We start from the raw sequence: 25,544 nt of genomic DNA, 5'->3' as shown, positions 1-25,544 counted from the left end.
ACTGGAATACAATGCTGTTAGTCATCGGCAGCGTGACGGTGGCAACGCTGATCTGGTGGCTGGCGACCCGGAGCCGCGTCCCCGCGGTCCTTGCCGCGGCCGGACTGGCTGCCCTGGCCAGCTCCGAAACGATCCGAACCCTGGCCCTGCAGTCCCACCTGGCCGCGATGGCAGCACTCGAGGCCCTGTTGGTGGCCGCGCCGCTGTTGCTCATCCACGCGGTGCGGCGGGGCCAACTGAGAAGCTTGGCGGCACAGAGCAAGCCGTGGACGGCATGGGTGATCGTGGCCGTTGCGCTCAATTCGGCGCTGCTGTTGGCGATACACTTGCCCGCCATTCACGCGCACGGCGCTCACCTGGCGGCGGTCCCGCTCTGGCTTGCGTTGCTGGTCGTTTTGGTCGGCATGAGCTATTGGGGTGCAATACTTCTCACTACCGGCCGGGTGGGATCCGCAGTGCGGCGCGGCGCTCTGGTCATTGGTCAAGAGGTCGCGGCCATCCTTGGCTTGGCCGCACTACTGTGGCCATCGCCGCACCTGCAGCACGGCAGTCCGCTCGGACTGACGCCGGATACGGATCAACGTCTGGGTGGCGTTCTCATGCTCGTCACATGCGCCGTTGTGACCCTGCCCTTAGTCAGGAAGCTCGAAAGCCACAGAGTCCCATCGTGATCGGAGCGGGATGTCCACTGAGTTCATGCGACCGCCATCGCCAATCGCCGATGAATCGGCCGATGGACTCAAGGCGACACTTGATGCCCAGCGGTCCGATTTCTTGCGCGCCGGGTCCCCGTCGGTGGCGCTGCGGCGCGACCGGATCGACCGGCTGATTCTGCTGCTCACCGAAGGCGCTGAGGAGTTCTCCGACGCACTGAACGCGGACTTCGGCAATCGGTCGTACCCGGTGAACCTGCTCTCTGAGATCGCGGGAATCATGCCGGACATCACCGCGTCCCGGCGCCATTTGGACAAGTGGATGCGGCCCGACCGAATCAAGTCGGCGACACTGATGGGTATGCCCACCGTGGTCGAGAAGAAGCCGCTGGGCGTCGTCGGCATCATTGGACCGTGGAACTTTCCGGTCGGCTTGGTGGCTCAGCCGGCCGCCTCCGCGCTGGCCGCGGGCAACCGGGTGATGATCAAGTTCTCGGAGGTTACCCACCGCACCGCCGAGGTATTTGCGGCAAAGGTGGCCCAGTATTTTGATCCGACTGAGCTAGTCGTGGTTACCGGCGGAGCCGAGGTGGGCGCAGCGTTCAGCGAATTACCTTTCAACCACTTGTTTTTCACCGGATCACCCAGGGTGGGGGCTATCGTCGCCAGCGCAGCGGCCAAAAACCTGGTGCCAGTCACCCTCGAGCTGGGCGGTAAGAATCCAGCCGTCATCGCCCCCGACGCCGATGTGCCCGCGACGGCGCGTCGGGTGATGGCCGCCCGGTTGGCAAACGGCGGGCAAGTCTGCCTGTGCCCCGATTACGCGTTCGTCCCGCGCGCGCAGGTCGAGACATTTGCCGCGGCCGCCTTGGCACACGGCAAGGTAGCAGCATCTGGGGACGGCGAAGCGGGTCTAGTCAGCATCGTCGATACGAAGAACTACGACCGAGTGTGCGCCCTCATCGACGACGCGCGCTCACGCGGAGCCACGGTGCGGGACAGCGGTACCGGCTCCGATGCGGCCCGGCGGCGACTCGCTCCGACCGTAGTACTCGACGTGAACGATGACATGCGCATCTGCCGGGAAGAGATCTTCGGGCCGGTGCTGACGGTATTGCCCTACGAGGCGCTCAGCGAGGTGTACGACTATATCGCCGCCCGGCCCTCACCATTGGCGGTATATTGGTACGGCCCCAACGGATCTCGCCTCGACGAATTCCGTCAGAAAACGCTGAGCGGCGGGGTCGGAATCAACGATTTCGCCATCCAGTGCGCCATGATGGCCGCGCCGTTCGGCGGGGTAGGGCATAGCGGCAGCGGCGCATACCACGGTAAGACAGGCTTTGACACCTTCACCCACCACCGTACGGTGACCGCGACCAGGTTGCCGTTCAGCTTCGCCACCCTGATCACGCCGCCCCACTCCAGGATGATGACGCGAGGTCTGCAGGCCTACATCGGTTGGGAACGTCGAGCCGCGGCTCGACGCTTGGGCCGCCGGGGCCCCGAATCGGCCTGACACCCGCCGGTTTCCGGCGTTCGATAACTGCGATGACACCCAATGGAGGTTTTTATGGCTGCCCGGATCCCCCTGGTCGACTATCTTGTGCTCGACGACGGCGAACCACACCTGGTCGCCCAGCAGTGCGGGAACTGTGGCGCCCGGTTCTTCGATCGGCGCAACGCGTGTGCCGGGTGCTTTGCGACCGACTTCACGACGGTCCCGGTGGCGACGGAGGGCACCGTCCGGGCCTTCACGATCGTCACATTCGCCGCACCGGGAATACCCACCCCGTTCGTCGCCTCGGTCGTCGACTGCGACGGCACCCAGGTGCGCGCCAACCTCGTCAAAGTCGAACCGGATCCCGAGCACATCCGCGACGGAATGAAGGTGCGGCTGACCACCCACCCGATGGGCACCGATTCCGAAGGCACCGAGGCAATCGGCTTCGGCTTCGAACCCATCAACTAGTCAATCCTGAGGCCGAACGAATCACGAAGGAGCAGCGACAATGAGCGCCAGCGAAGACATTTGGATCCTGGGCATCCGGATGACCAAGTTCGGTAAGCACGCCGATAAGGACACCGTTGACCTCGCCGCCGAAGCGGCAACCGGCGCCCTGGCCGATGCCGGCGTGACCATGGGCGACATCGGAATCCTCGCAGCGGGTAACCTGATGGCCGCCAATGCCGGTATCGGCCAACAACTTCAGAAGCAGATCGGGCAAACCGGCATCCCGGTGTACAACGTCGCCAACGCCTGCGCCACTGGTGCCACCGCGCTGCGAACGGCCATCATGGCCGTCAAAGCTGGCGAGGTCAGCTATGGCATGGCCGTCGGCGTGGAGAAGCTATCCGGCGCAGGGCTACTGGGCGCGGGAGGCCAGGCGAAGAAGGAACCGGCGATCTGGGCGCCCACGGGCCGCTACGGTGCGGTGGCCCCGGTCGACGGGCGGATAGGCACCGAAGCCATGCCCGGGGTGTTCGCTCAGATCGGCACCGAGTACGGCCACAAGTACGGCGGCACCAGCTTCGAGCTGTTCGCCAGGATTAGCGAAAAGAACCATGCGCACTCTACGCTGAACCCCCTTGCCGCCTATCAGAAGAAGTTCACACTGGAGCAGATCATGAACGAAGTCATGATCGCTTACCCCAATACTCGGCCAATGTGCTCGGCAAACTGCGACGGTGCCGCGGCCGCGATCGTCTGCAACGGCGAGACACTGAAAACGCTGTCACTCGAGCAGCGTCGGCGCGCAGTCAAGGTCTCGGCGTCGGTCCTGACCACCGACCCGTACGAAGCGGGCTGCCAGGTTCTGCCGAACGTCAACACGCTGACCCGGAATGCGGCCGCGACCGCCTACGGCCACGCCGGTATCGGTCCGGGCGATCTGGACCTTATTGAGCTGCACGACTGCTTCGCTACCGCCGAGCTAGTGCACTACGACAATCTGATGCTGTGCGAACAGGGTGGCGCCGCCGACTTCTTCAACTCAGGCGCCACCTGGCGCGACGGCTCGACACCAGTGAATGTCTCCGGTGGGCTGCAGTCCAAGGGTCACCCAATCGCGGCCACCGGCATCGCTAACATCTGGGAGATCTGCCACCACCTACGCGGCGAGGCCGGTGATCGCCAAATCGAGAACGCGAAGGTCGGCCTGGCCCACGTGATCGGTCTGGGGTCGGCGTGCGGCATTCACATTCTGGAAAAATCGGCCGCGTAGCCTACTGGGTGCTGCTAGCTAGACGGGTTAGCTGAGCGGCATTTTTCCGCAACTTTTCGGCTAGCAATTTTATGTATTACCCAGTTAACTTAGATGAGCTGGTTTATCGAGTCTTAGCGACCGTCGGGCCGTGGCCTCGGTAGACTTGCTGACTAGCCGCACCGCGGCGGGCTGCTGTCTGTGAATCCAGCCGGCGGTTGCTTCGCAGTATTACTTGTTGAGAGGTTTCGGCCCGGTGTCATCGCTTCCGCCGCTTGCCCCAATGACGACCGTGAGCGCGACGGCGCCGGTCCGCTCCCCGAAGACCGCGGAGCTGGTCGCGCGGACGTTGCGCCAGATGATCGTCGACGGAAAGTTGAAGGATGGGGACTTTCTTCCCAACGAACCTGAGCTGATGGCCCACTTCGGTGTGAGCCGCCCGACGCTGCGCGAAGCGGTCCGCGTCCTCGAGTCGCAACGGCTCGTCGAGGTTCGCCGCGGCTCCCGCACTGGGCCACGGGTGCGGGTACCCGGACCCGAAATCGTGGCGCGGCCCGCCGGCCTGCTGCTGGAGTTGTCGGGAGCGACGATCGCCGATGTGCTGGTTGCGCGTTCTGCCATCGAGCCGGTGGCCGCACGCTTGCTGGCAAACAACGGCAAGGCGAAGGCCTACGACGAGCTCGAACAGATTCTGGTCGACGACATCCCCACCTCCGTCGAGGCTCCACAATTTGCTGCAGCGACCACGCACTTCCACCGTCGGCTGGTCGAACTGTCGGGCAACGCGACGCTCAGCATGATTGCGGGCATGCTCCACGAGATCACCGAACGCCACACCGCGGTCGCTCTTTCCCGCAAGCGCAGTGTCCCGAAGGCGGACTACGAAAAGGTGGTTCGCTCCTACCGCCATCTCATCAATCTGCTGCGGGCCCACGACGGAGAAGCTGCCGAAGCCCATTGGCGCATCCACATGGACAATTCAAGTAAAGCGGTGCTGAAGGCCTTGCCGACAATCAAAGTCCGAGATGTGATGGATTGAGCTGCTTAGTACATCGGCGCCCGGGATGCGCTCGGCACCTGACGCACATGGGTCAGAAAGTGGTCGATCGCCACGACCGTCGCCCGGGTCCGTATCGACGGCAGCCAATCGAACGCATGTTGGGCTCCCGAAAGCTCAGCGTAGGCAACCGGATTGCGAGAGACACGGCGTAACGCGGCAACGAACGCCCGAGCCTGCTCGGGGTTGGTGAAGGTGTCGATACCGCCGTGGATGACGAATAGCGGCGGCGCATCCTCGTTGACCCACGACAGCGGAGAGCCCTTGTCCCACACATCGTAAGCGTCCTGCAGGGAGGCGCCAATAACGATTCGCCGCAAGAACTCCTCCTGCTCGGCGGGCGAATCGCCGGCCCGGTCCAGCAGGTCGTAGACCCCGTACAGCGGGATACCGGCCTGCACCGAGGTATCCGCGGTCTCAAATCCCGGCTGGAAGACCGGATCGTTTCCGCTCAGCGCGGCCAATGCGGTCAAGTGGCCACCGGCCGATCCGCCGGTCACCGCGATGAAGTCGGGATCACCGCCATAGTAAGCGATTTCGCGTTTGACCCACGCAATCGCCCGTTTGACGTCGATGATGTGAGCCGGCCAGCGAGCAGCGGGTGCCAGCGAGTAATTGATCGCGACGCAGACCCAACCCTTCTCGGCCATGTGCGCCAGGAGTGGATACCCTTGTCCCCGTTTGCTTCCCTTCACCCATGCGCTGCCATGGATCTGCAGCAATACCGGGGCACGTGCGTCCCGCGGGAGATCCTTGCGCCGCCAGATGTCCAGGTTGTTGCGTATCCCCCCGTCTCCGTAGGACAAGTCTTCGTGCAATAGGTATCGCTTGCGCTCGGTGAACCGGGGAAACCACAACTCTCGGAGGCTGAGCTTGTCGTCGCTACCGTCGCCCGCGGGCGGGCGAGCTTGATATGCATCGCCCAGCGCGAGCCGGAGGCTATCGTCGAGTTGCTGCGGCGATCGGGTCGCGTCGCGGCGGGCGCCGAGCAGACCGAGCCACGCGATCAGTGCCAGGATCAGACCGACGATTCCCCGACGGTTGCGCAGCGCACCGCGGCGCGCCAGCGCCGTCCCAACCCCAGCCTCCGCAATCAATATGTGTAGGGGGAATTCACTCACCAACAAGCTCACCACTGCCAGCGGAACCACAACGATTGCCGAACTGATGCCTGGCAGCGGTCGCCGCAGCAGGCGGTCGGGATGTTTCGAACGCGCCGCAGCACTCACAAACCCCCAACAGGTCGCGCAGCCGAGTAGCCAATTCGCCGCTGTGACACCACGAATTCGCTTCTGCCGGAGAGCTCGTGAAGTCATGCCGAACCTCCCCCCGCAACTGACATCCCCCGGCGAACAGTCGTCCGGCCTAAGTCACAATTACAACCAGGTTTACTATGTTGAAGAAACGCTAAGCTAGATCGATGCAACCGTCAACATCGACTGAGTCATGCGACGATTCATCGCGGGGCTCAATAGTGTTCGTGCGGCTGGCGATTCGCCCCCGCGTTCGTGAGCGGGTCAATCACCCCTAGGTCGGCTGGCCGTACGTTGCAACCAGGACCGATCGATTCAGGCTATTTTCCGACCAGACACCGATGGCAGTGTTGGCGCAGTCCTGCATGATGGCCCGCGACGGCGGGTCCCACCACCACTGGCCCAAGACGTCGATTCCGTTGATCGCCAGAGCCGGGACGATCGCGACGGTCTCAGTAGCCCTGCCGGGGAACCCTGCGTCTCTGGCGCGGTCCTGCGGAGTTGAACCGTCTGAGCCGATATCACCGTTGATGTCCGGGTTGTTCAGGACGTCGAGAGTATGCCGGCGGGCAGCTTCCGTCAGCCTGTTGTCCATCTTGGAGTCGACGGGGCACCCGTTTTGCCGCTGCGAGGTATTGATGTTGACGTACACGGCGTTGTTCAAGCGCGCATTGTTGGGTACGACGGTGTTGCCGTTATCGGCAAAAGCCGGAGGGGCCAACGACGTGGCCGCCGCGACGAGCAGCAGTATCCCCGAATGGCGTAGGGCGGAACGGCTTCGGCCTGTCGGATAATTCCTCAAATGTGTCATACGCACCTTCCGCCCCACCTCTTGCCCGGGTCATCAATCAACGCTGCTTCATCGTCGTTGACTCTAAAGAATCTTAATATTTCGGGCGTCCTGGGTCTACACTGCTACTAGCCGGTCTTGAGCTTGAACGGCAAATGGCGAGAGTCCGGATTTCAACTCGAGATCTCTATGACAACACCAAAGGACGACACCTGTGACGCGTTGCAAGCCGTTCGCCACATTGATCCTCGCCGCCGCGATATTCGGGCTGACCGCGCAAACCTTAGCGCCGCCGGCACACGCCGCACCGGATCCACGAACTGAATACATGTATGACGTTACGGTCCGGCGGCAGTACAACTTTCCCGGCAACGACGCCCTGGGCTACGGCTACCAAATCTGCGACAAAGTCAGCGGGGGCGAGGGCTACGCGCAGGTCCTAGGAGATGTGAAAAATGATGTCACCCCCAGTGACGAATTTGCGGCGAACTACCTGGTTTCGTATGCAGTCAACTTGCTGTGCCCTGGCCAGATCTGGCAGCTGCGCAATTCGGCCGCGCATTATCGGCCGCCTGCCGAGTGAGAGCAGGATATCGATATGTTTCCGTCGCGCTTAGCTTTTCAGGCAGCGAAGGCAATGATGGCAGTGGCGGCAACGTCATCAGCAGGCGCGTGGGGTGCGGGTTTCGCGCATGCGTCCCCATTGGGTGACGCGGGCGACGGGTCGTGTTCCTTCGTGCTCGTACCGCCGGCAGTCGTTCAGGTGTCCACCGCAACCATGGTGATGGCCTCGGTGAAACCCGGACCCTGCACCATGGATGCCATCCCCAATGGATCGACCGTATGTTTGTCCATCCAGGGACAGGGCAACGGGGATTGCAGCGAAAAGGTCGGTCCCGAACCGGCGAATGTCTACTTGCCGTATCGAGCGGGCGCTATATATGTCGTCACGGGACGCGGATGCGCGGACAGCTTCTACGATCCTGTCTATCAGAACGTCGGCCCGGTCAAGACCATCTGCCAGTCCCTCGGTCCCAATTCATTCACGTTGTAGCGCACCGAGGCCGAAGATCGAATCCGGCAAATACAATTGTGATTTCGAAGGCCGTGGGGTCAGATCGGATCGAAACCGCTGATTAGCCAACGGTCGCGAACCTTATCCAGCGTCACCCGAACCGTCGAAGCGGTAGAACTGGGGGGATCGTTGCCGACAACGACGGTCTGATTAACGAAAACCAGTGCGACCGCATGGTTCGCGGTTGCCGACACCCCGGCCACGCCGGGTACGGTCGCAACTGCGGAAATGTGTCGTTGCTTGGCGCCGGGAATCACCACATCGTGCGTCAACTGGGTGTAGGAGTCCTTGAAGGTACCGGTGAGTCGATCTCGAGCGGCCTCGAGGTCCTTGTCAGCCGTATCAGGCTGATAGGAAAGGATAGCGATTGTGCCGTCTTTGGCGGCCGCAAGCGATTCGACACTGCTGATACGCGCCGCCCGCATCGATGAGTCCTGCCACTTCAGGTAGCCAGCCGTGCCGCCGAGCAGCAACGCTACGGTGGGTATGACTCCGAATACCAATACGCGCGAATAGTCGATTGCGCGTTTGGTTTTGGTCTTTGCGCTATCGCCAGAGTTCTTCGCATTGTCGACGCCAGCCGGGGCCTCGTCTGTCGAGTCGTCCGGGCCGGTTACCGCTGCATCTCCGGAAGGATCATCGGCCGAAGCATTTGTGGTCTCGAGAGCCGCCCGGCCTGTGTCGTCGTCACTGCTGATGTTCTCAGTTCGGCCTTTCGATAGTTTGACCTTCGCTGTCGTCTTGGCGGCGACCGCGTCGGGTTCGCCGGTCGCAGTGTCGATATCAACGCTCACAGCGTCTGTTTCCTTTTCCGGCTCTTTGGATTCGTTACCGACCACATCTCGCCGCCGCGTCATGCTGGCACGAACAAAACATTCGAGATCTTCGCTCCGTCACCAACCCGCTGGACATCGAGCCGCATTCGCCAGGATCGCAGCGGCTGGTCTTCCGCACCGAGGTTGGAAGTCTTGACAGAAATCGCGACAAGGACCCGAGCTTCGTTGTGCGACACAGACTCCAGGCCTGCTTCAGTCACGGTTCCCACTGATTTCGACTGCACCTTCTTAACGATGTCGATGAAGGGTTGGGAACGCTTGGAGAAGTCTTCATAGAACGCTCCGGTGGCTGAGTCCAGAATGCGCTGAATGTCGTTGTTGACGTTCTGCCAGTCGATGGTCGTCAGATTTACCGCTCCTTGTCGCCCAACCCGTAGAAAAAGCTCGCGCAATTCCTGATCCTGGCGCATCTCGTAGGTCCTGACACCCAGCCATCCGACCAAACCACCCAGACTGAGCACCACGACCAGGCCGACAGCCGCGGCCAACCGCAGCGGCGTGAACCAGCTTCGCACGGACTTCGCGCGCCTGGCGTCGTCGTCAGCGGCACCTTCCTCTGCAACGTCGGCGGCTTCGGCCTGTGCACCGTCGTCGGCGTCTTCGGCCTGGTCTCCATCTTCGGCAGCTTCGTCGTGGTCGGCCACTGCCTCGACTTCCTCGGTGGCGGCAGCCTTTTCGACTTCTTCCGTCGAGGCGGTCGCTTCGGCCGACACCTTGTCCGTCTCCGGCATTGCATCGGGCCCAAGGTGTTTAGCGGATTTGGCCAATGTCAGTTCGTCGCCGGCGGCATCAGCATCTGCTGCCATGTTCGCTCCTGATTATGAGGTTGGGCAAGATCGGTTTGTCGATAAATCTGCCCATCGGGTCCTAGGTAGGTGCCGGTCGCCGGATCGTACTCGGCTATCGCAATCGGGGCCTGTGGTGGTGCCGCCGGAGCAGGCGCCCCCGCTGCCACGGGGGGCAGGACCCCCGGTGGCAGCTGTGGAATGTCCTGTCCCGAGTATGTTCCGTTGGGATCGCCCTTCCAGTTGTACCCGTCGTTGAGCGGCACGTATTCCTCGTTGCTTTCGCACATCTTTACCGTAGGCGCACGCTTACCCGGACGAGTCTCACACGGGTAGTTGCGCGCCCCGCGCACGTTCAGCGGTGAGTCTTGCGGTATCCGGCAGTACAAATCCCCTGCGGGGCGGTCCGGGTGGTCCTCGAAAGTCGGGGACCGCATCTGCTGCGGTGGCAGATAGCCGGTGGTGCACGCCGGCGGAAGATTGAGGTTCAGGTTGAAGCTCAGGTTCAGGCCGGGATAGCTGCCCTTGATATTGCGCCCAGGTAACAAGGTCGCCTGGCCCTGCGCCGTTGCCGCCGGCAACACCACCAAGAGTTGCTCGAGGTCAGCACGGTAGGCAACCCCGACGTCGCCGACACTGACCAGGTTGGCCAACACGATCGGTAGCGTCGGCTGCAGTCTGTCGAACAGCTGACGTGTCTCCTCCGCCGAAGCAGCGCCCTTGTTGATCACGCCCTGAAGAGCAGAGTCATTGGCTTGCAGTTGTTTGGTGACATCGGCGAGGTTGGCGGCCCAAGCCTGTACCGAATCCCTGGACTCGACCTGGCTGTCAAGCACAGGTTTGGACTGGTCGATCAGAACCGTCAGTGCTTCCAGGTTCTTGCGTGCATCGATCGCCAGGTTAGTAGTTCCGTTGATCAGCCGGGACAGTTCCGGGCCGAGGCCGCCGAACGCGATATAGCTCTCGTCCACGACTGTTTTCAGGTTCTCCCGCGGGATGGCCTGTAACCCGCGGTTGGCCGCCGCCACCAACGAGTTGATGTCGGTGGGAACCTTCGTTTGCGACACCGGGATAACGTCGCCGTCTTTCAACTTGGGCCCGCCGCGGCCGCGCGGCGTCAATGCGACGTACTGTTCACCCACGGCCGAAACGCTGTGCACCTCGGCGGTAACGCCAGTCGCGGGAATCTCGACGTCGGAATTCATTTGGAGTACTGCCTCGGCACCGGTGTTGTTGAGCCGGATCTCGCGCACCCGACCTACCGTGACACCACGGTAGGTCACGTTTCCGCCGGCGTATAGCCCGCCCGCTTGGGGTAACTGAACCGTTACGGTATATCGGTTGAAGCCGAAAATCGTGCTCTGGATCTTCAGGTAGCCGAACAGCACCGCCGAGATCGCGGTTAAGGCGATTACCGCGAACACCGCAAATTGGATTCTTATTCGCCTGGTCAGCATGTTACGGCCCCTGGTCGAAATGGTAGGGAGCGATCAACGGATTACGCGCTGTGTACGGGCTCGGCATCTGGCCGATGGTTCGTCCCCATTGCAACTCGAGTTCGGTCAGCGTGCCTTCCCACCGGGTGCCGGTGAAGAACGAGTTGTCAATCCGGCTCAATGTCAAATCCATGATGGCGCTGATGTTTCCGTAGTCACCGCGAATCCATTTGCTAATCGTAGGCTTCGGGAACGGGTAGGTTGCGAAGAAGTCCAGCGAACGGGTCAGGGCCGGTCCGGCGTCGCCCAGCGACTGGAGCACCGGGCCGAGGTCCTTGAGTTCCTTGACCAAATTCTCTTTGGTCTGGATCACCGAATCAGCGGCTAGCGCACTGAGTTTGCCCACCTGAGCTAGCGCTTGAGTGAGGTTTTCCCGCTGCCGGTTTAGCACAGCCAGCGCGTCGGGAATGGTCTTGAGCGCCCTGTCGACGACCGGCCGTTGGTCCGCGAACTGGCCGACCAGGTTGTTCAGGCTCTCGGTGGCGTTAAGGATGTCGTCTTTCTGATCGTTGAGGTAACCCACGAACTTATCCAGTTGACCGATCAGGCTTCGCAAATCTTGTTCACGACCGGAGAACGCCGTAGTCAACGCCGTGGTGATGTCCTGGATGTTGGCCAGACCACCTCCGTTGAGAACCATCGAGACGGCCGCCAAGGTCTGTTCCGTCGATGGGTATGCGGCGCCGGAGGACAGTGGGATCAACGATCCGTTCTTGAGCTTGCCCGACGGCGGAATGTCTTTGGGCGGCGCCAGCTCCACATGTACCGAACCGAGCAGGCTGGTCTGGCCGATCGTCGCCGTTGCGTTGGCCGGCAGGTCCACGCCGCCTTGCAGCGTCATGGTCACCAAAGCGTGCCAGCCTTGAATCTCGATCCTGGTGACATTGCCGACCGTCACGTCGTTCACCTGAACTCGGGAATTCTCTTTCAGGTTCTGGACATCGGGCAATTGCGCCTGAATCGTGTACGAGCCTCTACCACCCCCGACTGTGCCGGGCAGCGGCAGCGAGTTTGCCCCGTGCCAGTTTTGGAGGAAGCCGCAGCCGGAGAGGGTGACCACCAGCAAGGCGCCCATTGCCCCGGCGCCGAGGCGCCGCCAATACCCGGACGCGCTCACTGCCCACCTCCTGGCGGCACCATCATGCCTTCAAGTCCACTGGCCGGATTGGTCGGTATCGGATCCGGGAGCCTGGCGGGTACAAACGGCGGATTGGCATGGTTGGGATCGACCATGCCGTTGCCGAAGTAGTTGTAGATGCTGTTCGGCGCCGGCAGTGGCGCGCTAGGCGGTGCCGGTTCGCCGTTTCTCGGAGCAGGCGGCGGGATGTAGTCCGGTCGCAGCCAATCTTCGCTGTAGGTGATTTCGTTAGGCCGGGCCATTACGCCGGAGAACGGGTTGAAGCCCAGCGGCGGGAAGCTGTACTGGCGGTTCTTGATGATCGGCGCCAGATACTGCACACACAGTTTCGCCGACTGCTCGGCGCCCAACCGCGACGCCGCCTGGACAGCCGAACACAGGAACTGAACCGGGTTGGCGAAGTTGGTAACGGCGATCGCACCGGTCAGCGCGACGTTTGCGGGTTGGTAGATGTTGGCGAAATTCTGAAACGCCGGTGTACCGATGTGCAGGGTCTGCTTGATGTCGTCGAGGCTCTCCACAACCGCGTTGGATACCGACGCCAGCCTGTCCGACGTCGTGCCGAGCGCCTCACGGTTCTCCGCGACGAAGTTCGTGACGTCATCGGCCACCTCGTTGAGATCTCGCAGCGCATTTCCGACCTCGTTCGGATCGTTGGCAAGCAACCCCGTCACCTGGGCCAGGTTCTGGTTCAGATGACGCAGTAGGTCGCTGCTGTCGTGCAGCGCCGAGACCAGAACCGACAAGTTCTTGATGGTCGTGAACAAGTCGCCGCTGTGGTCGCCGAGCGCCGAAATAGCCTGCGAGAGCTTGATGATCGTGTTGCGGATGTCCGGGCCCTGACCGCGCAGGTTATCGGCCACTGTATTTACGAACTGACCTAACGTACTGACGCCACCGGGTTGGGTGGGCTGCAGCGTATCGGTGAGACGCTCGAGTTGCTGCCGGAAATCGTCCCACTCGACCGGGACTGCGGTGCGTTCCCGGGGGATCAACGCATGATCCCCCATCGTCGGCCCACCGTTGTAGGCGGGGGTGAGTTGTAGCGCCCGGACCGTCACCAGCGACGGGGACAGGATCACAGCTTTCGCGTCTGCGGGAATCTGGTAGCTGTCCCGGACCCAGAAGCTGATCTTCACTCGGTCCGGCTCCGGCTCAATCCTGTCAATCTTGCCGACCGGTACCCCGAGGACCACCACACTGTCCCCGGCGAAGATCCCGTTGCTGTTGTCGAAGTAGGCGGTCATGTGGATGCGGCCCGCGCCGGTCACGACCCGCACCATCACGACTACGCCGCCAACCAGCACCACCGCAAGCAGCACCGCCAGGCTGATCTGACCGCCTTTGGAACGCAACCTGCCAGGTTTAGGTACCGGCGTCGAATGCGTCATCGTCCAACACCTCCAGGCTGCGGTGCCGGAATGTTCTCGCCCGGCGCGAACTGCGTTATCGGTCCCGGCGGCGTGGGAACGGAGGATTGTGGGCCTGGCGGAGTCAGCGCCGGTGGCCCCGGCGGCGGACCACCTGGCGGTGGCGCGGGCTCCGGCGGCCGCAACGGGTAGCAGCCGGGGCCTGGCAAAGCCGCACCGGACGGCCCACACGGATGGTCGTCGGGGTTGCCGGTGATGGCATCCGGAATGGTAAGTCGCGGCTCGCCTCCCTGCCCGGTACGCGGGAACGGCACCGGCAACGGCGGTGTCGCCGGCTGCCCGGTCTGCGGGGTGTTCAGCTGCGACGGCAGCAGGACGTTGGGGTCCAGCCCAAGGTCAGAGAAGGCCGCGTCGATGAAGGGCTGGACGAACTGCCCAGGCAGCAGGTTGGCTAGGTACGCCTTGAAGTACGGTCCCGACGCAACCGACTCACCGAGTGACAGCGCGTACCCGTTGAGTCCCTTGATCGCCTTCTGTATACGGTCTTTCCGCTTGTCGACCAGCGTCAATACGTTGTTGAGCTTGTCGAGTGCAGGCTTTAGCGCCGCGCGGTTCTCCGCAATGAATCCTTTGACCTGTTGGGCTACCGCCGAGAGGTTGCCGGCGATCTGGTCCAGGGCGGCGCTCTGAGTGCGCAGCTGTGCGAGCAGGGCGTTGGTGTTTGTTACCAGGCTGACGACCTGGTTGGTCCGTTCGGCCAGCACGCCCGAAACCTTGTTCGCGTTTTCCAGCAGTGTGCGCAGCTGAGCGTCCCGGCTGCTCAGTGTTTCGGAGAAGCGTGCGACACCGCGGACCGCGGCCTGCAGGTCGGGCGGGGTCTTGGAAAAGGTGTCCGAGAGCACGGCTAACGACCGCGAAAGTTGGTCGGTGTCCAATCCGCTGATGGTGTTGGACAGATCTGCGAGTGCGTCGGGAAGCTGATATGGCGAGGTCGTTCGATCGAGCGGTATGGGCCCATTGAGTAGCCCGTCGCCCCGTGGGGTGACCTCGAGCAATTTGGATCCGAGCACCGTCTTCAACTTGATAGCGGCCTCGGTGCGGTTGCCCAGTCGAATGCTGTGGTCAACCTTGAACTTGACCACCACCCGATTCCGGCGCAGATCCACCGATGTCACGTCGCCGACGCGGTAACCCGACACCTGCACGGCGTTGCCGGCGGCGAGGCCGCCCGCCTCGGCGAAGTAGGCCTCGTATTCCCTGTCCTGGTTGATTAGGGGCAACTTCTGGTAGTTCAGCGAAAGCCACATCAAGGCCAGCGTCAGCACAACGCCGATGCCACCTACCTTGAGGGGGTTATGTTCCGAAAAGGTTTTCACTTCGGCGTGCACCTCCCGGTATCCTGGCCAGCCAGCTTGACGTACACGGGTTGGCCGCCCTTGCCGTTGACCTTGATGAGGAGATCGCACAGGTAGAAGGTGAAGAAGTCACCGTAGATGCCCAATCTGCCCAGCATCTGGTACGCGTCGGGCAACGTATTGAGCAGGTTGTCGACGTAGTCGTGGTCGGCGTCGACGATTCCGGCGACTCGATCCGTCTCGCTGACTACCTTCGTGAGGGGTTTACGGCCCTGCACCAGCAGGTCGGCGATAGAGCCGGCAGCCGCGTTTCCGTAGGCCACCGCGTTGCTGATGTCTTCTTTGCGCTGCGAAAGGCCGGCGACGAGTTCGGAGAGCGAGTCAACCGCTTTGGCAAACTGTTTACTCTGGCCGCCCAGCGACCCGAGCACGGTGTTGAGGTTGACGATGACCTGACCGATCAGCTTGTCGCGGTCGCCCAGCGTGTTGGTCAACGCGGCAGCTTGGTTGAGGAACGAACTGATCGTGGGGCCCTGCCCTTGGAAGGCAGCGATCAGTTGGCCGGTCAAGGCGTTGACCTGGTCTGGATTCAAAGCCCGAAAGAGCGGACGGAAACCGCCGATCAATGCGTCTAGGTCCAGTGCCGGCTCGGTCTGACCGATCGGGATCGCCCCACCGGGTGCTAGTCGCTTGACCCCGCCAGCCCCTTCCTCCAGTGACATGTACCGGCCACCGATGAGATCGTCGTAACGGATTGCCGCGCGGGTGCCTTCGGTGAGCACCGCAGAGCGGTTCACGGAGAACTCAACATGGACGGTCATGTCGGGCTGAATGGAGATCTTCTCGACCTTGCCCACCTCGACCCCGGCGATCCGGACGAAGTTGCCGTCGCGCAGTCCGGAGACGTTAGTGAAATAGGCGTGGTATGTATTGCCGGAGGTAAAACGGAACTGGCCGAAAATTGCGAACACGAGGGCCACCGCTACGAGACACACCGCGGCATAGATCGCGAAGCGCCACAGCGCGCCGCGCAAATCCTCCTTCATGTCTGCCTTTCTCTAGCGCGTCTGGTGGTCATGGCTCGGGCGCATACAGCGGCGGGAGTGGCGGGGGCGGTGGCGGCATCGTCGGCACCGGTGTCGGCTGCATCTCGGCGGGGTGCGCGATCGTGAACGGCTCGGAACCCGGTGGCGGCGGGCCGATTTCGCGCGGTCGACCCGGTGGCGGCGCCGGCGGCAGGCCCGGGTATAAAGGTGTTCCGTCCGGCAAGTACCACGGCGCACCGAACGGCGGGGCACCCGGGTATGGAATCGGGCCGGGAGCCGGTCCCCCGTTAAGTGTGTAAATGCTTGGCGGCTTGGGTGTCCCGCGGGTCGCCGCGCCGTAGTTGGCAAATCCGGGGAAACCGATACCGGGATTTGGCCGGACGTCCATCCCGGTGCCCCATCCGGTGTTTGTCACCACATAGCGCACCGGGAAGTTCTTTCCGACATCAGGCAGCGAGCCGCAGCCTGGTGCACCGCCCGGTCCGCCTTTAGCCCCGTTGATGGGCAGATTGTCCGGATACCGGTACATGTCGTCACCGAGCAAGATGCCGGCATCGCCGATCAACGACTTTCCGTTGTGGCCCGCGACAGCCTGCATCAGATCATCCAGACCGAGCTTTCCGCCGACCAAGAGACAGGTGAGTTCCGGGTTGTACTTCATCAGTAGGCGCGTCGTCGGCTCGAGCACGTTGATGGCGTGGATCAGGTTGCCTTTGGCTGGGCCCAGCAGGTTGATACCGCTGTCGGAGAGCCCGACCACACTCACCAGCAGCGAATTGAGTTCCTGCTCGTTCTTGGTGATCGTGGCGCTCGTCGTGCTGGCACCGTCGAGCACATTGAGGATGTCATGCGCTGCGGCACTGTAGGTCTCATTGAAACCCGCGAATGCACGCCAATCGGCGCGAACCGTCTCGTTACGCGGGTTCAGTTGCAGCAACACCTGATTCAGGTCGGTGGTGGCCCGTCCCAGAGCCTCCCCTTTGCCGCGGAAACCTTCACCAAGCGCCGACAGGATCGCGTTCAGTTTCGCCGGATCGATCTGGTTGAGCACTCCGACTAGGTTCTGGAAGGTGGTGTTCACCTCGACGCTGACGTTGCGCGACCTGAGTACCGCCCCGGCTGTCAGAGTCTTGGAACTGGGGTGCTCAGGCGTGATCAGTTCGACGTATTTCGCGCCGAACGCCGTCGGCGCGGTGATTTGAGCCTCGACATTGGCCGGGATGTACTTCAGCTGGTCGGGGAAGAGCTCAAGCTGCAATTTCACGTGCTCGTTCGGTTGGATGGAGGCAACCCGACCGACCTCGACGCCGCGCAGCTTGACCTTGGCCCCGGGGTCCATGACCAGTCCCGCCCGGTCGGAGATCAGGGTGACCCGGGTGTATGTCTGCAGGTCGCGGTTGAAGGCGAGGAGCGTCAGTACACCGCCCCCGATGATCAAGACGACGAGGATCAATGTCCATAAGCCGGGATGCAATCCGGCCTCGCGTCGTTTGGATTTCGCCATCGCCATTCCCGCTATCCCGAGAGATGGAAGTTGCCGGTGCGCCCGTAGAGCGCGAGACCCACCGCGGCTGTCACGATCGTCAACACAACCAGCGAGGCCCGTACCGCACGCCCGACGGCCTCCCCCACACCCGCCGGACCGCCGGAGGCGTTGAACCCGTAATAGGTGTGGATCAGCATGACGACGATCCCCTGCAGGACGACTTGGACCATGGCCCATAACACGTCGGTCGGTCGGAGAAAGGTGTTGAAGTAATGGTCGTAGATGCCGCTGGACTGGCCGTAGGTGAATTGGACGAGGAACTGGGTCGACAAGAATCCGACAAGTAACGAAATGCAACACAACGGAATCGAAAGTACGACGCTGCCTACCAGGCGGGTGGCCACCAGATATGCCATGGTGCGAACACCAATTACCTCGAGGGCGTCGATCTCCTCACTGATCCGCATCGCACCGAGTTGGGCCGTGGCCCCTGCCCCTACCGTCGCGGCCAGTCCGATGGCGGTGATCAACGGCGCGGCCAGACGCGGGTTGACATAGGCGGAGAAGAAACCGACCAGTGCCTCTACGCCCAGGTTGGCCGTTTGGCTGTAACCCACGATGGCGATCAGGAAGCCCACGTTCAGCAAGAGGAAGCCCACGATCGCGACGGTGCCACCGATCAAGGCGAGGGCTCCGACGCCCATACTCATCTGGGCTATAACACGGACTATTTCTTTCGGGTAGTGCAGGACTGCATCTTTCACGGCACCCATGCCACGTAGGTAAAACGCGGTTTGTTCGCCGATGCGGATCCAGCCGCCGACTCCCGCATTCACCTGGCGGGTAAGCCATGACGTGTGCGGCGCGCTCGGAGCGCTCATTTGGTTTGGACCTGCGCGAGTACCGCGCTGAGCAGAGTATTGATCACGTACAGGGCCATGAATGTGTACACGACCGTCTCGTTTACAGCGTTACCGACGCCTTGCGGTCCGCCGCCCACGGTGAGTCCCTTGTAACAAGCAATCAATCCGGCCGCGAGCCCGAACAGGGTCGCCTTGATGACCGCTATGACCACATCCGGAAGTCCGATGAGCAAGGTCAAACTGGCCGCGTAGGCACCGGGGTTCACGTTGGTGACGTAGACCGCGAACATGTAGTCGGCAGCCAACCCGACAGCTGTCCCGAGTCCGCTGAGCAAGAAACTGTTCAGGGTCAGTGCCGCGACCCGAGGTACTACCAGTCGCTGAATTGGGTTGATACCCATCACTTTCATGGCGTCGATCTCTTCGCGGATCGTGCGCGCGCCGAGATCGGCGCACATGGCGGTGGCCGCCGCACCCCCGATTACCAACACGGTGATCGCCGGTCCGATCTGAGCGACCACCGCAAGGGCCGCCCCAGTTCCCGAGTTGTCAGCGGCACCGATCTCGAAGATGAGGACGTCCAGCAAAAATATGACAAACGCGTTGAACACGATCGCCAGCAGGATGGCCGGAACCAGCGAGACTCGGGCGGCGAACCAACTTTGGTAAACGAACTCGCGCCACGCGAACGGCGGTCGCGCGAACTGGACGAGGGTGTCCAGCGACATGGCGGTGAATCCGCCGATCTCCCGAAGGGGCTTGAGCGCTGAGTGCGATGAGACCACTAGTGGCTACCCAAATCCGTTGGCGGCTGGCATCGCGATGGTTCCCTCCAGTAACGAAACACCGGCCTCCGCATGAAATCTGACGCACAGCACGGGAGGATGCCGCACGACGATACCGCACCTACTCTAGCTCTGGCAACACTGCGACACCGCGTTTCACGTCAGCAACGAAGACTACCTAGTAACCCAAGTGCTCTTTGCTGTACGTGGCCGCACACAGCCTTTGCTGGGGACGACTCGGGGCATTTCCGGGCAACCGGGCAGGTGGCCGGAAGGCATCGTTGGAATACCGCCCGCAGCAGTTCATTTTCCGCGGTATCAACTGGTCAAAGGCAAATCAGCGGGGACAGCCGCGAGCAGCGTTTTCGCGCCGGCGCCTGGCATCGCCGAGGCGGCCGACTGAAGCGGTCAGGCTGGCGCGCCCAGGGTACCCAGGCATGGTTAGCTAGCGATGATGAGTGGAACAAATAGTCAAACGCGCGCGTCAGCGCCAGCAACGAAATCGACAAGTCTCGGAGCGATCCGCATTGCGCGGCTCCGGCGACGAGGGTCCAAGCGTATATCCAGCGTTGCGCTACTCCAATGGGTATCGCACCGCTAGTGCGCGGTGAACCCAGAATCGGCCCTTCGGTCAGCCAGGCTTTTGCCGAGGCAGCAGCTAGCATGCGGACGCCGGGGTGGCTAGCATGACTTTCCGCGACCACTGGGCCGCAACCACAGCGAGGTGAGCCATGCAGCGTCACAACCTAGCCGCAGTTTCGGTGTTGCTCATGAGCGTGGCGGGGTGTTCATCCGAACCGATCGCCGCCAAACCGCCGACTGGCACCTTGCTGGCCGGCACGGCTCAGGTCACCATGAACGGCACCACAACCATTCCCATCCATGAGGTTGAATGCCAGAGCGTCGCTAATGGCTTCACAGTAATAGAGATCGGCACTGGCCCCGGGATCACGGTGCTGTTGGGGTCCGATACGCAAACGCCAAAATCATTGACCTTCAATGATTTCGATGGATTCTCCGGCGGCTACTGGCAGAATCTGGAGGGTAGCGCGCAGTTTGGCATGGTCGCACAGACGTACACGTTCACCGGTTCCGCGGTCGGCTTCGGCACCAAGGAACCGCACACCCGAACCACGAACGACTTCACCGTCAAAGTGGCATGCTAACCCTGAAAGCCCTGTGGGCCAGAGAAACTCATCGATACCAAACTGGTCCCTGTGCTGGTGGGCCCGTGCGGAGCGCCCTAACTTAGTTAAATAAGTGCACCATCTCTTTCAACTTGGTTGTGCAGGTGCAATAATCTAATCGACTTCTTCAGATGAGTGCTCAGTAGCGTCGAAGGGCTAGCAGATGGACCCGAGTCTCGATTACGACGCCAGCGACGAACTTGAGTTCGGCATCAAGGCGTTCAGCTGGATCCTCAGAGGCGTCTACCCGCCTCCCGCGTACTCGCCGGGTGCGCCGCCAACGATGCCTCCGGGCTGAGGTTGCATCGATTCTTTCGGCTGCCAGCTCGCCGAGCCGGCCGAACGCGGCTTCAGAGTCCCAAAGTCCTTGTCTGCGTCAAAGTTCCGTATCGATCCCGAGCGACGCCGCAATGGCATCCCGATGCGTCGCCGAGGCACCCATCACCGTGGCGTTGACCCTGGCGCGTCGCAGGTACCGGTGCGCGGGATGTTCCCAGGTGAAACCGATGCCGCCATGAATGTGGATGCATGCGTCGGTAGACGAGAGTGCCGCGCGGGTGGCGACGACGAACGCCAGCTCGGCGTCGGCGGCCACCCCAGTCTGCACAGCGTGGTCGAGAACCGCCTGCGCGAGTTCGACATCGAGGAACACCTCGGCACAACGATGCTTGATCGCCTGGAATGAACCGATCGGCGAGCCGAATTGGTTGCGGGATTTTGCGTGTTCCACGGACATGTCCAGGCACGCGCGGGCCACACCGAGTTGCTCGGCACCCACCGCCAGCAGCCCGCGCCGGTAGGCCGTAGCGATAGCCTCCACTGCGGGTGTCGCGAGAAGTCTTCCCGGCGTTCGAGACAGCTCGAGCTTGATCAGCCCACGACTCGGGTCCAGCTGGTCCTCCACCTCGATCTGAACGTCACCGGCGGCCACCGCGAACAGTGCGGCGCCGTCATGGATCAGAATCACGTGTGGGCGCGACGGCGTTGAGATTCCCCACATTGTTCCGCTGAGCAGCCAGCCTCCGCCGTCGGCTTCGGTTGCGTCCACGGCAGGCGTTGCGGCCCAGCATGATTCAGAGTCGAACAGCGCTACGGCGCAGCGAATGTCGCCGGCCACCACCCCGGCCAGCGTCTCGTCGGCTGCGGCGGTGTCGCCCGGTGCAAGCAGAGCGACCGCCAAGACCGCCGTCGACAGAAAGGCCGATGGCGACAGCGCTCGGCCCAGCTCCGTGCCCACGAGTACCATTTCCCGATCTCCCAGACCAAGGCCACCGCGGCCGGAATCCACCAGCAGCCCAGCCAGATCCAGTTCGTCGACAACGTCACCGGTACCGGCGCTCAGCGCCTGACGAGTAGTCGTCCGCAGGTCCGCCAGCAACTCGGAACTCAAATCACTCTCCTCCACCCGACTGGAGAATAGTATAACCAGGTTAGGTTATCGCGATTGGGGCGCGGGTCAGCCGATGAGGTCGAGCAGCTCTCGCTGGCCCTGGCTGTCGAGCATCTTCTCGGTGGTCTCCTCCAGGTGCCGGCGCCACAGCAGCTCGGCATCGGCGGCCTTGCCATCTTCGACCAGGCGCACCAGCTTCCGGTGCACGCGGTGCGCCAGTTCAGCGTCAGCGCGTTTCTGCGCATCGTCGGTCGCGTGCTTCCAAACGGCCTGCGTGTGCGCCGTCGTGATCTCACTCATGATGTGGGCGAACAACGCGAGGGTATTGCTGCCGGACAGTTCGACCACCAACGTGTGGAATTCGGCGTGCGCCTTGCCCCATCGACGCGGGTCGTTGACGGCATTGGCCTCCTGCTCGAGCGCTTCCCGCAACCGCTGCACTGTCAGCGGCGTCGAGTTCTCGGCCAGCAACCGCACCGCGGGAGGCTCGATGATCGCGCGGGCGCGGAACACGTCGAAGACGGTGGTGTGACCGTACTGCAGCAACCCGCCAGCCTGGCGCGCGACCGGTTCGGGCCGGGGGGCGTTGACTCGAGCACCACCCTTGCTACCGCGGCGGATGGTTAGCAACGACTCGGACTGCAGAATCCGGATAGCTTCCCGTAAAACGGGGCGCGAGACACCGTACTGCGCGAGAAGTTGCGCCTCGTTGGGCAGGAAATCGCCGTCACGGAACTCGCCGAGGATGATCTTGCGGCGGATGTTGTCGGCTACTTGCTGGCCGGCGGTAGGGTGCGTTACGGCGTCGTGCTGGGGATACACTTGATCATCGTCTCATCTAATTAGCGATCCTGGTTAGCCTAAAGCGCCCGCCGCGTTTCGTGTCCGCTCAAGAATCATCAGCAGTACCGGGAGCGGATGCTCAGCGGCCACCATGCTTTCCCCGGCTTCGAGCGCCTGCCACACGGTCGCCGCATCCCGGTGATCAACCCGCGGGACGGCGGAGTTGGCGGCGTCACGCTGTACCACCCGGACAGGACTGCGTGATCGCGCCCAACTCAGCAGCATCGCCATCTCGGGATCGCTGTCCTCCGAGGGCTGGGTCAACGGCAGCAGGCCGGAATACACCAACCCCTCGGCGCCGTCGACGGTGACGTCCGTCCCGACCAATGCACGCAGGCTGCCTCGGCCGCATCCGACAACGCACGGAGTCTGCAGTTCGCGGCTGACCACGGCGGCGTGCGAGGTGGCGCCGCCCTGTTCAGTGATGATCGCGCGGGCCGCGATCATGCCTCCCACGTCGTCTGGGCTGGTAGTTTCGCGGGCCAGCACCACGTCCTCGTCGTCGTCGGCAGCGTCTTCGGCGCTGTCGCTGTCGGCAACCACTCGTCCAGCGCCCACACCGGGGCAGGCGGCCAACCCCGAGGCGACCACTGTCGCCCCTGCCCGCGCCGCAGGTTCGATCACCGGCGTGAGCAAGACATCGAGCTGGGCGGCCGTGACGCGGCTGAGGGCCTCGTTGATGCTGATCAGACCCTCCTGTTGCAACGCGACAGCGATGGTCACGGCGGCGCGTGCCGACCGTTTCGCCGCTCGGGTCTGTAACAAGTAGAGGCGCCCGGACTCTACGGTGAACTCGATGTCCTGCACGTCGGCGCCCTCAATTTCTAACCAGGACGCGGCCTGCAGCAGCTGCCCATGAATCTCGGGGTGTTGCTCGCCGAGAGCGCTCAGCGGCAGCGGATCGAACTTGCCGCTGACCACGTCCTCGCCCTGGCCGCGGGCCAGCCATTCGCCAAACGGTTTGGCCTGCCCGGTAAGGGGATTGCGGCTGAACAGCACACCGGTGCCGGACTGTTCGTCGAGATTGCCGAATACCATGGCCTGCACCGTCACGGCGGTGCCAGCCATCTTGCCCTCGAGGTTGTGGTGGCGCCGGTAGGAGACCGCGCGCGGCGAGTTCCAGGAGTCGAACACCGCCGTGACCGCGGCGCGCAGTTGCGCGTAGGGATCGACGGGGACGATTCCGCCGGGCGGGGCAACTACCTGCCGGAACAAGTCCCGGAACCGGCGGTGGGTATCGCGGGCGAATTCGGCGCCACATCTGTCGGCGAGGACCCGTTCGACCTCGTCGTTGATGCCCAGGTTCAAGACGGTGTCCATCATTCCCGGCATGCTGGCCGGCGCGCCGCTGCGCACCGAAACAAGCAGAGGCACCGGACCCCGCCCGAAGGTGTGCCCCGATTCGCTTTCCAGCCACGCCAGACCATCGCGGATCTGCGGCCAGAGGCGGTCCATAAGGTCGTCGGGCGCCTCGAAGTACTGCCGGCACGCGTCGACCGTCACAGTGAATGCCGGTGGGGTGGGCAGCCCCGCGCGACGAATCTTGGAGAGGCCATGTGCCTTGCCGCCTACCAACATCCGGGGGTGGACGCTGTCGCCGTCGATGCGAACGACGAGCTGTTCCGCGGGATGTCCGGAGTCGGACGTCTCGGCCCGGACGGCGGATGTCGATGATGCCACCCGATCCTCCTCACGACGGACCCTGATACGGGATGATGTCCCTAACATATAACCAGGTTAGTATTTAGACTACCAAGCCGCTCCGAGCGACGCAGGCGCGAAAGAGAGTGTGATGCAGCAGCTCGACAATTTCGTCAAACTTGCCAAGGAGTTTCTCGACACTCACGCCGAGCATCGACCCGACGGCTTTCCCGACGCGATGTTCGCCCAGTTCCGTCCCATTGCCGACCCCGAGGCATGGCAGCAGCGTTGTGTCGCCTGGCAGCGTCTGCTCTACGACCACGGATTTGCCGGCCTGACCTGGCCGCGCGAGGTCGGTGGACGGGCGCTGCCATCGGCGTACGCCCTGGCCTGGTCCGACCTCGAATCGGAGTACGACCTGCCACGCGGCCTGTTCGGCGTCACCCTCGAGATGGTCGGACCCACATTGCTCAGCGTCGGCACACCGGAGCAGAAACGGCACTGCGAGGCCATCCTGCGCGGCGAGGAAGTTTGGTGCCAGCTGTTCAGCGAGCCCGGTGCCGGCAGCGACCTGGCCGGGGTGTCCACCCGGGCGACCCGCACCGCGAACGGGTGGCGGGTGACCGGCCAGAAGGTCTGGACGTCCGAGGCCCGGCATGCCCAGTTCGGCTATCTGCTGGCTCGTAGCGATCCCGAACAACCACGGCACCGTGGGCTCACCGCGTTCGTCGTGGACATGAACAGTCCCGGTATCGATGTGCGCCCGTTGCGGCAGATGACGGGCGGCGCATCCTTTTCCGAGGTCTTCTTCGATGACGTGGACCTGCCGCCCGAGGCCATTCTCGGCGAGGTAGGTGGCGGCTGGGCGGTGGCCATGACCACACTGGGGTTCGAGCGCTTCTCCAGCTTTGGGCGCTCGCTGGGACGGCTGGTACGTCAGGCCAGCGTGCTGGGGTGGTCCAATGGCATCGCACGCGAGACGTTCCTGGACGCCGTCATCGAACAGCGCGCACTGGCCGCCTTCGAAGCCGCAACGCATCAACGAATCCTGGCCGGCGTGCCCCCCGGGCCTGAGACAGCGTTGGCCAAACTTGCCACCGGCACCGTGGTCACGAAGCTGGCGGACGCCGTCGCCGAAACGTTGGGTACCCGGCTGTCGCGACGCGAGGCAGGCCTCGACGACTGGCGACTCGTACTGTTGTCAGCGCCGGCCTTCCATATCGCGGGCGGAACGGATGAGATCGTCAAGACGATGATCGCCGAGCGAGTGCTCGGCCTGCCGAAAGGCTGAT

General features: G+C 62.9%; 23 protein-coding genes and 1 pseudogene. 9 read left to right on the top strand and 15 right to left on the bottom strand.

Annotated elements, in window-relative coordinates; all coding sequences use genetic code 11:
- Positions 1-11: 11 nt before the first annotated feature.
- From H0P51_RS13915 to H0P51_RS13895, 5 genes are all read left to right on the top strand, one after another.
- Positions 12-671 (top strand): hypothetical protein, encoded by a 660-nt coding sequence (locus H0P51_RS13915; protein ID WP_213016740.1) that lies wholly within the window; start codon positions 12-14, stop codon positions 669-671.
- A gap of 10 nt (positions 672-681) precedes the next feature.
- On the top strand, positions 682-2,172 hold the full coding sequence (locus H0P51_RS13910; RefSeq protein WP_180918591.1) for an aldehyde dehydrogenase family protein: 1,491 nt from the start codon (positions 682-684) through the stop codon (positions 2,170-2,172).
- Positions 2,173-2,226: 54 nt separating this feature from the next.
- Positions 2,227-2,625: a Zn-ribbon domain-containing OB-fold protein gene (locus H0P51_RS13905; protein ID WP_180918590.1), complete on the top strand. Its 399-nt coding sequence runs from the start codon at positions 2,227-2,229 to the stop codon at positions 2,623-2,625.
- 40 nt (positions 2,626-2,665) lie between these two features.
- Complete coding sequence (locus H0P51_RS13900; protein ID WP_180918589.1) at positions 2,666-3,877, top strand: thiolase family protein; 1,212 nt, start codon at positions 2,666-2,668, stop codon at positions 3,875-3,877.
- Positions 3,878-4,112: 235 nt separating this feature from the next.
- Positions 4,113-4,895: a FadR/GntR family transcriptional regulator gene (locus tag H0P51_RS13895; protein ID WP_425489003.1), complete on the top strand. Its 783-nt coding sequence runs from the start codon at positions 4,113-4,115 to the stop codon at positions 4,893-4,895.
- 5 nt (positions 4,896-4,900) lie between these two features.
- On the opposite strand, the gene H0P51_RS13890 is transcribed toward H0P51_RS13895, so the two are convergent.
- Positions 4,901-6,034: an alpha/beta hydrolase gene (locus tag H0P51_RS13890; protein ID WP_180918587.1), complete on the bottom strand. Its 1,134-nt coding sequence runs from the start codon at positions 6,032-6,034 to the stop codon at positions 4,901-4,903.
- Between the two features lie 406 nt (positions 6,035-6,440).
- Positions 6,441-6,830: a CAP domain-containing protein gene (locus tag H0P51_RS13885; RefSeq protein WP_343061790.1), complete on the bottom strand. Its 390-nt coding sequence runs from the start codon at positions 6,828-6,830 to the stop codon at positions 6,441-6,443.
- Between the two features lie 367 nt (positions 6,831-7,197).
- Here H0P51_RS13885 and H0P51_RS13880 point away from each other — a divergent pair, with 367 nt between their 5' ends.
- Positions 7,198-7,539: a DUF732 domain-containing protein gene (locus tag H0P51_RS13880; protein ID WP_425489051.1), complete on the top strand. Its 342-nt coding sequence runs from the start codon at positions 7,198-7,200 to the stop codon at positions 7,537-7,539.
- Positions 7,540-8,069: 530 nt separating this feature from the next.
- Here the strand turns inward: H0P51_RS13880 and H0P51_RS13875 are convergent.
- The 10 genes from H0P51_RS13875 to H0P51_RS13830 form a co-directional block, all read right to left on the bottom strand.
- A complete protein-coding gene (locus H0P51_RS13875; protein WP_180918963.1) occupies positions 8,070-8,729 on the bottom strand; it encodes a hypothetical protein in 660 nt (219 codons plus the stop codon).
- A gap of 155 nt (positions 8,730-8,884) precedes the next feature.
- Positions 8,885-9,673 (bottom strand): Mce protein, encoded by a 789-nt coding sequence (locus H0P51_RS13870; RefSeq protein ID WP_180918585.1) that lies wholly within the window; start codon positions 9,671-9,673, stop codon positions 8,885-8,887.
- Positions 9,637-11,109, bottom strand: coding sequence for an MCE family protein (locus tag H0P51_RS13865; protein ID WP_180918584.1), 1,473 nt, complete (start codon positions 11,107-11,109; stop codon positions 9,637-9,639). Before H0P51_RS13865 ends, H0P51_RS13870 begins: the two co-directional genes overlap by 37 nt.
- 1 nt (position 11,110) lies before the next feature.
- Positions 11,111-12,223 carry a virulence factor Mce family protein gene (locus H0P51_RS13860; protein ID WP_180918962.1) on the bottom strand — a complete coding sequence of 371 codons (1,113 nt, stop codon included), beginning with the start codon at positions 12,221-12,223 and terminating at the stop codon, positions 11,111-11,113.
- 38 nt (positions 12,224-12,261) lie between these two features.
- Positions 12,262-13,569 (bottom strand): MCE family protein, encoded by a 1,308-nt coding sequence (locus tag H0P51_RS13855; RefSeq protein WP_425489050.1) that lies wholly within the window; start codon positions 13,567-13,569, stop codon positions 12,262-12,264.
- Positions 13,570-13,673: 104 nt separating this feature from the next.
- Positions 13,674-15,032 (bottom strand): MCE family protein, encoded by a 1,359-nt coding sequence (locus H0P51_RS13850; protein WP_180918582.1) that lies wholly within the window; start codon positions 15,030-15,032, stop codon positions 13,674-13,676.
- Positions 15,029-16,057: a virulence factor Mce family protein gene (locus H0P51_RS13845; RefSeq protein WP_180918581.1), complete on the bottom strand. Its 1,029-nt coding sequence runs from the start codon at positions 16,055-16,057 to the stop codon at positions 15,029-15,031. The genes H0P51_RS13850 and H0P51_RS13845 overlap by 4 nt, the downstream gene beginning before the upstream one ends.
- A gap of 28 nt (positions 16,058-16,085) precedes the next feature.
- Positions 16,086-17,561, bottom strand: coding sequence for an MCE family protein (locus H0P51_RS13840; protein ID WP_180918580.1), 1,476 nt, complete (start codon positions 17,559-17,561; stop codon positions 16,086-16,088).
- 11 nt (positions 17,562-17,572) lie between these two features.
- Positions 17,573-18,424: an ABC transporter permease gene (locus H0P51_RS13835; RefSeq protein WP_180918579.1), complete on the bottom strand. Its 852-nt coding sequence runs from the start codon at positions 18,422-18,424 to the stop codon at positions 17,573-17,575.
- Positions 18,421-19,191 carry an MlaE family ABC transporter permease gene (locus H0P51_RS13830; protein ID WP_246398652.1) on the bottom strand — a complete coding sequence of 257 codons (771 nt, stop codon included), beginning with the start codon at positions 19,189-19,191 and terminating at the stop codon, positions 18,421-18,423. The genes H0P51_RS13835 and H0P51_RS13830 overlap by 4 nt, the downstream gene beginning before the upstream one ends.
- Positions 19,192-19,922: 731 nt before the next feature.
- Here H0P51_RS13830 and H0P51_RS13825 point away from each other — a divergent pair.
- Both H0P51_RS13825 and H0P51_RS28530 read left to right on the top strand, forming a co-directional pair.
- Entirely contained in the window at positions 19,923-20,357 is a 435-nt protein-coding gene (locus H0P51_RS13825; RefSeq protein WP_180918578.1) for a lipoprotein LpqH, read from the top strand.
- Between the two features lie 184 nt (positions 20,358-20,541).
- Positions 20,542-20,676: pseudogene (locus H0P51_RS28530) on the top strand (hypothetical protein); the annotation flags it as partial.
- A 78-nt stretch (positions 20,677-20,754) separates the two neighbouring features.
- Here H0P51_RS28530 and H0P51_RS13820 read toward each other — a convergent pair.
- From H0P51_RS13820 to H0P51_RS13810, 3 genes are all read right to left on the bottom strand, one after another.
- Entirely contained in the window at positions 20,755-21,768 is a 1,014-nt protein-coding gene (locus H0P51_RS13820; RefSeq protein WP_180918577.1) for an acyl-CoA dehydrogenase family protein, read from the bottom strand.
- 66 nt (positions 21,769-21,834) lie between these two features.
- Complete coding sequence (locus H0P51_RS13815; RefSeq protein WP_180918576.1) at positions 21,835-22,590, bottom strand: FadR/GntR family transcriptional regulator; 756 nt, start codon at positions 22,588-22,590, stop codon at positions 21,835-21,837.
- Positions 22,591-22,623: 33 nt separating this feature from the next.
- Positions 22,624-24,189 (bottom strand): pyruvate, phosphate dikinase, encoded by a 1,566-nt coding sequence (locus H0P51_RS13810; RefSeq protein WP_246398805.1) that lies wholly within the window; start codon positions 24,187-24,189, stop codon positions 22,624-22,626.
- Between the two features lie 214 nt (positions 24,190-24,403).
- Between H0P51_RS13810 and H0P51_RS13805 the strand changes: the two genes are divergently transcribed.
- Positions 24,404-25,543, top strand: coding sequence for an acyl-CoA dehydrogenase family protein (locus tag H0P51_RS13805; RefSeq protein WP_180918574.1), 1,140 nt, complete (start codon positions 24,404-24,406; stop codon positions 25,541-25,543).
- The last annotated feature ends 1 nt before the right edge of the window (position 25,544 follow it).

Source organism: Mycobacterium vicinigordonae (assembly GCF_013466425.1).
Classification (GTDB): Bacteria; Actinomycetota; Actinomycetes; order Mycobacteriales; family Mycobacteriaceae; genus Mycobacterium; species Mycobacterium vicinigordonae.
The sequence above is the reverse complement of the archived record's forward strand: the minus strand, read 5'-3'. Positions and strand labels throughout refer to the sequence as shown.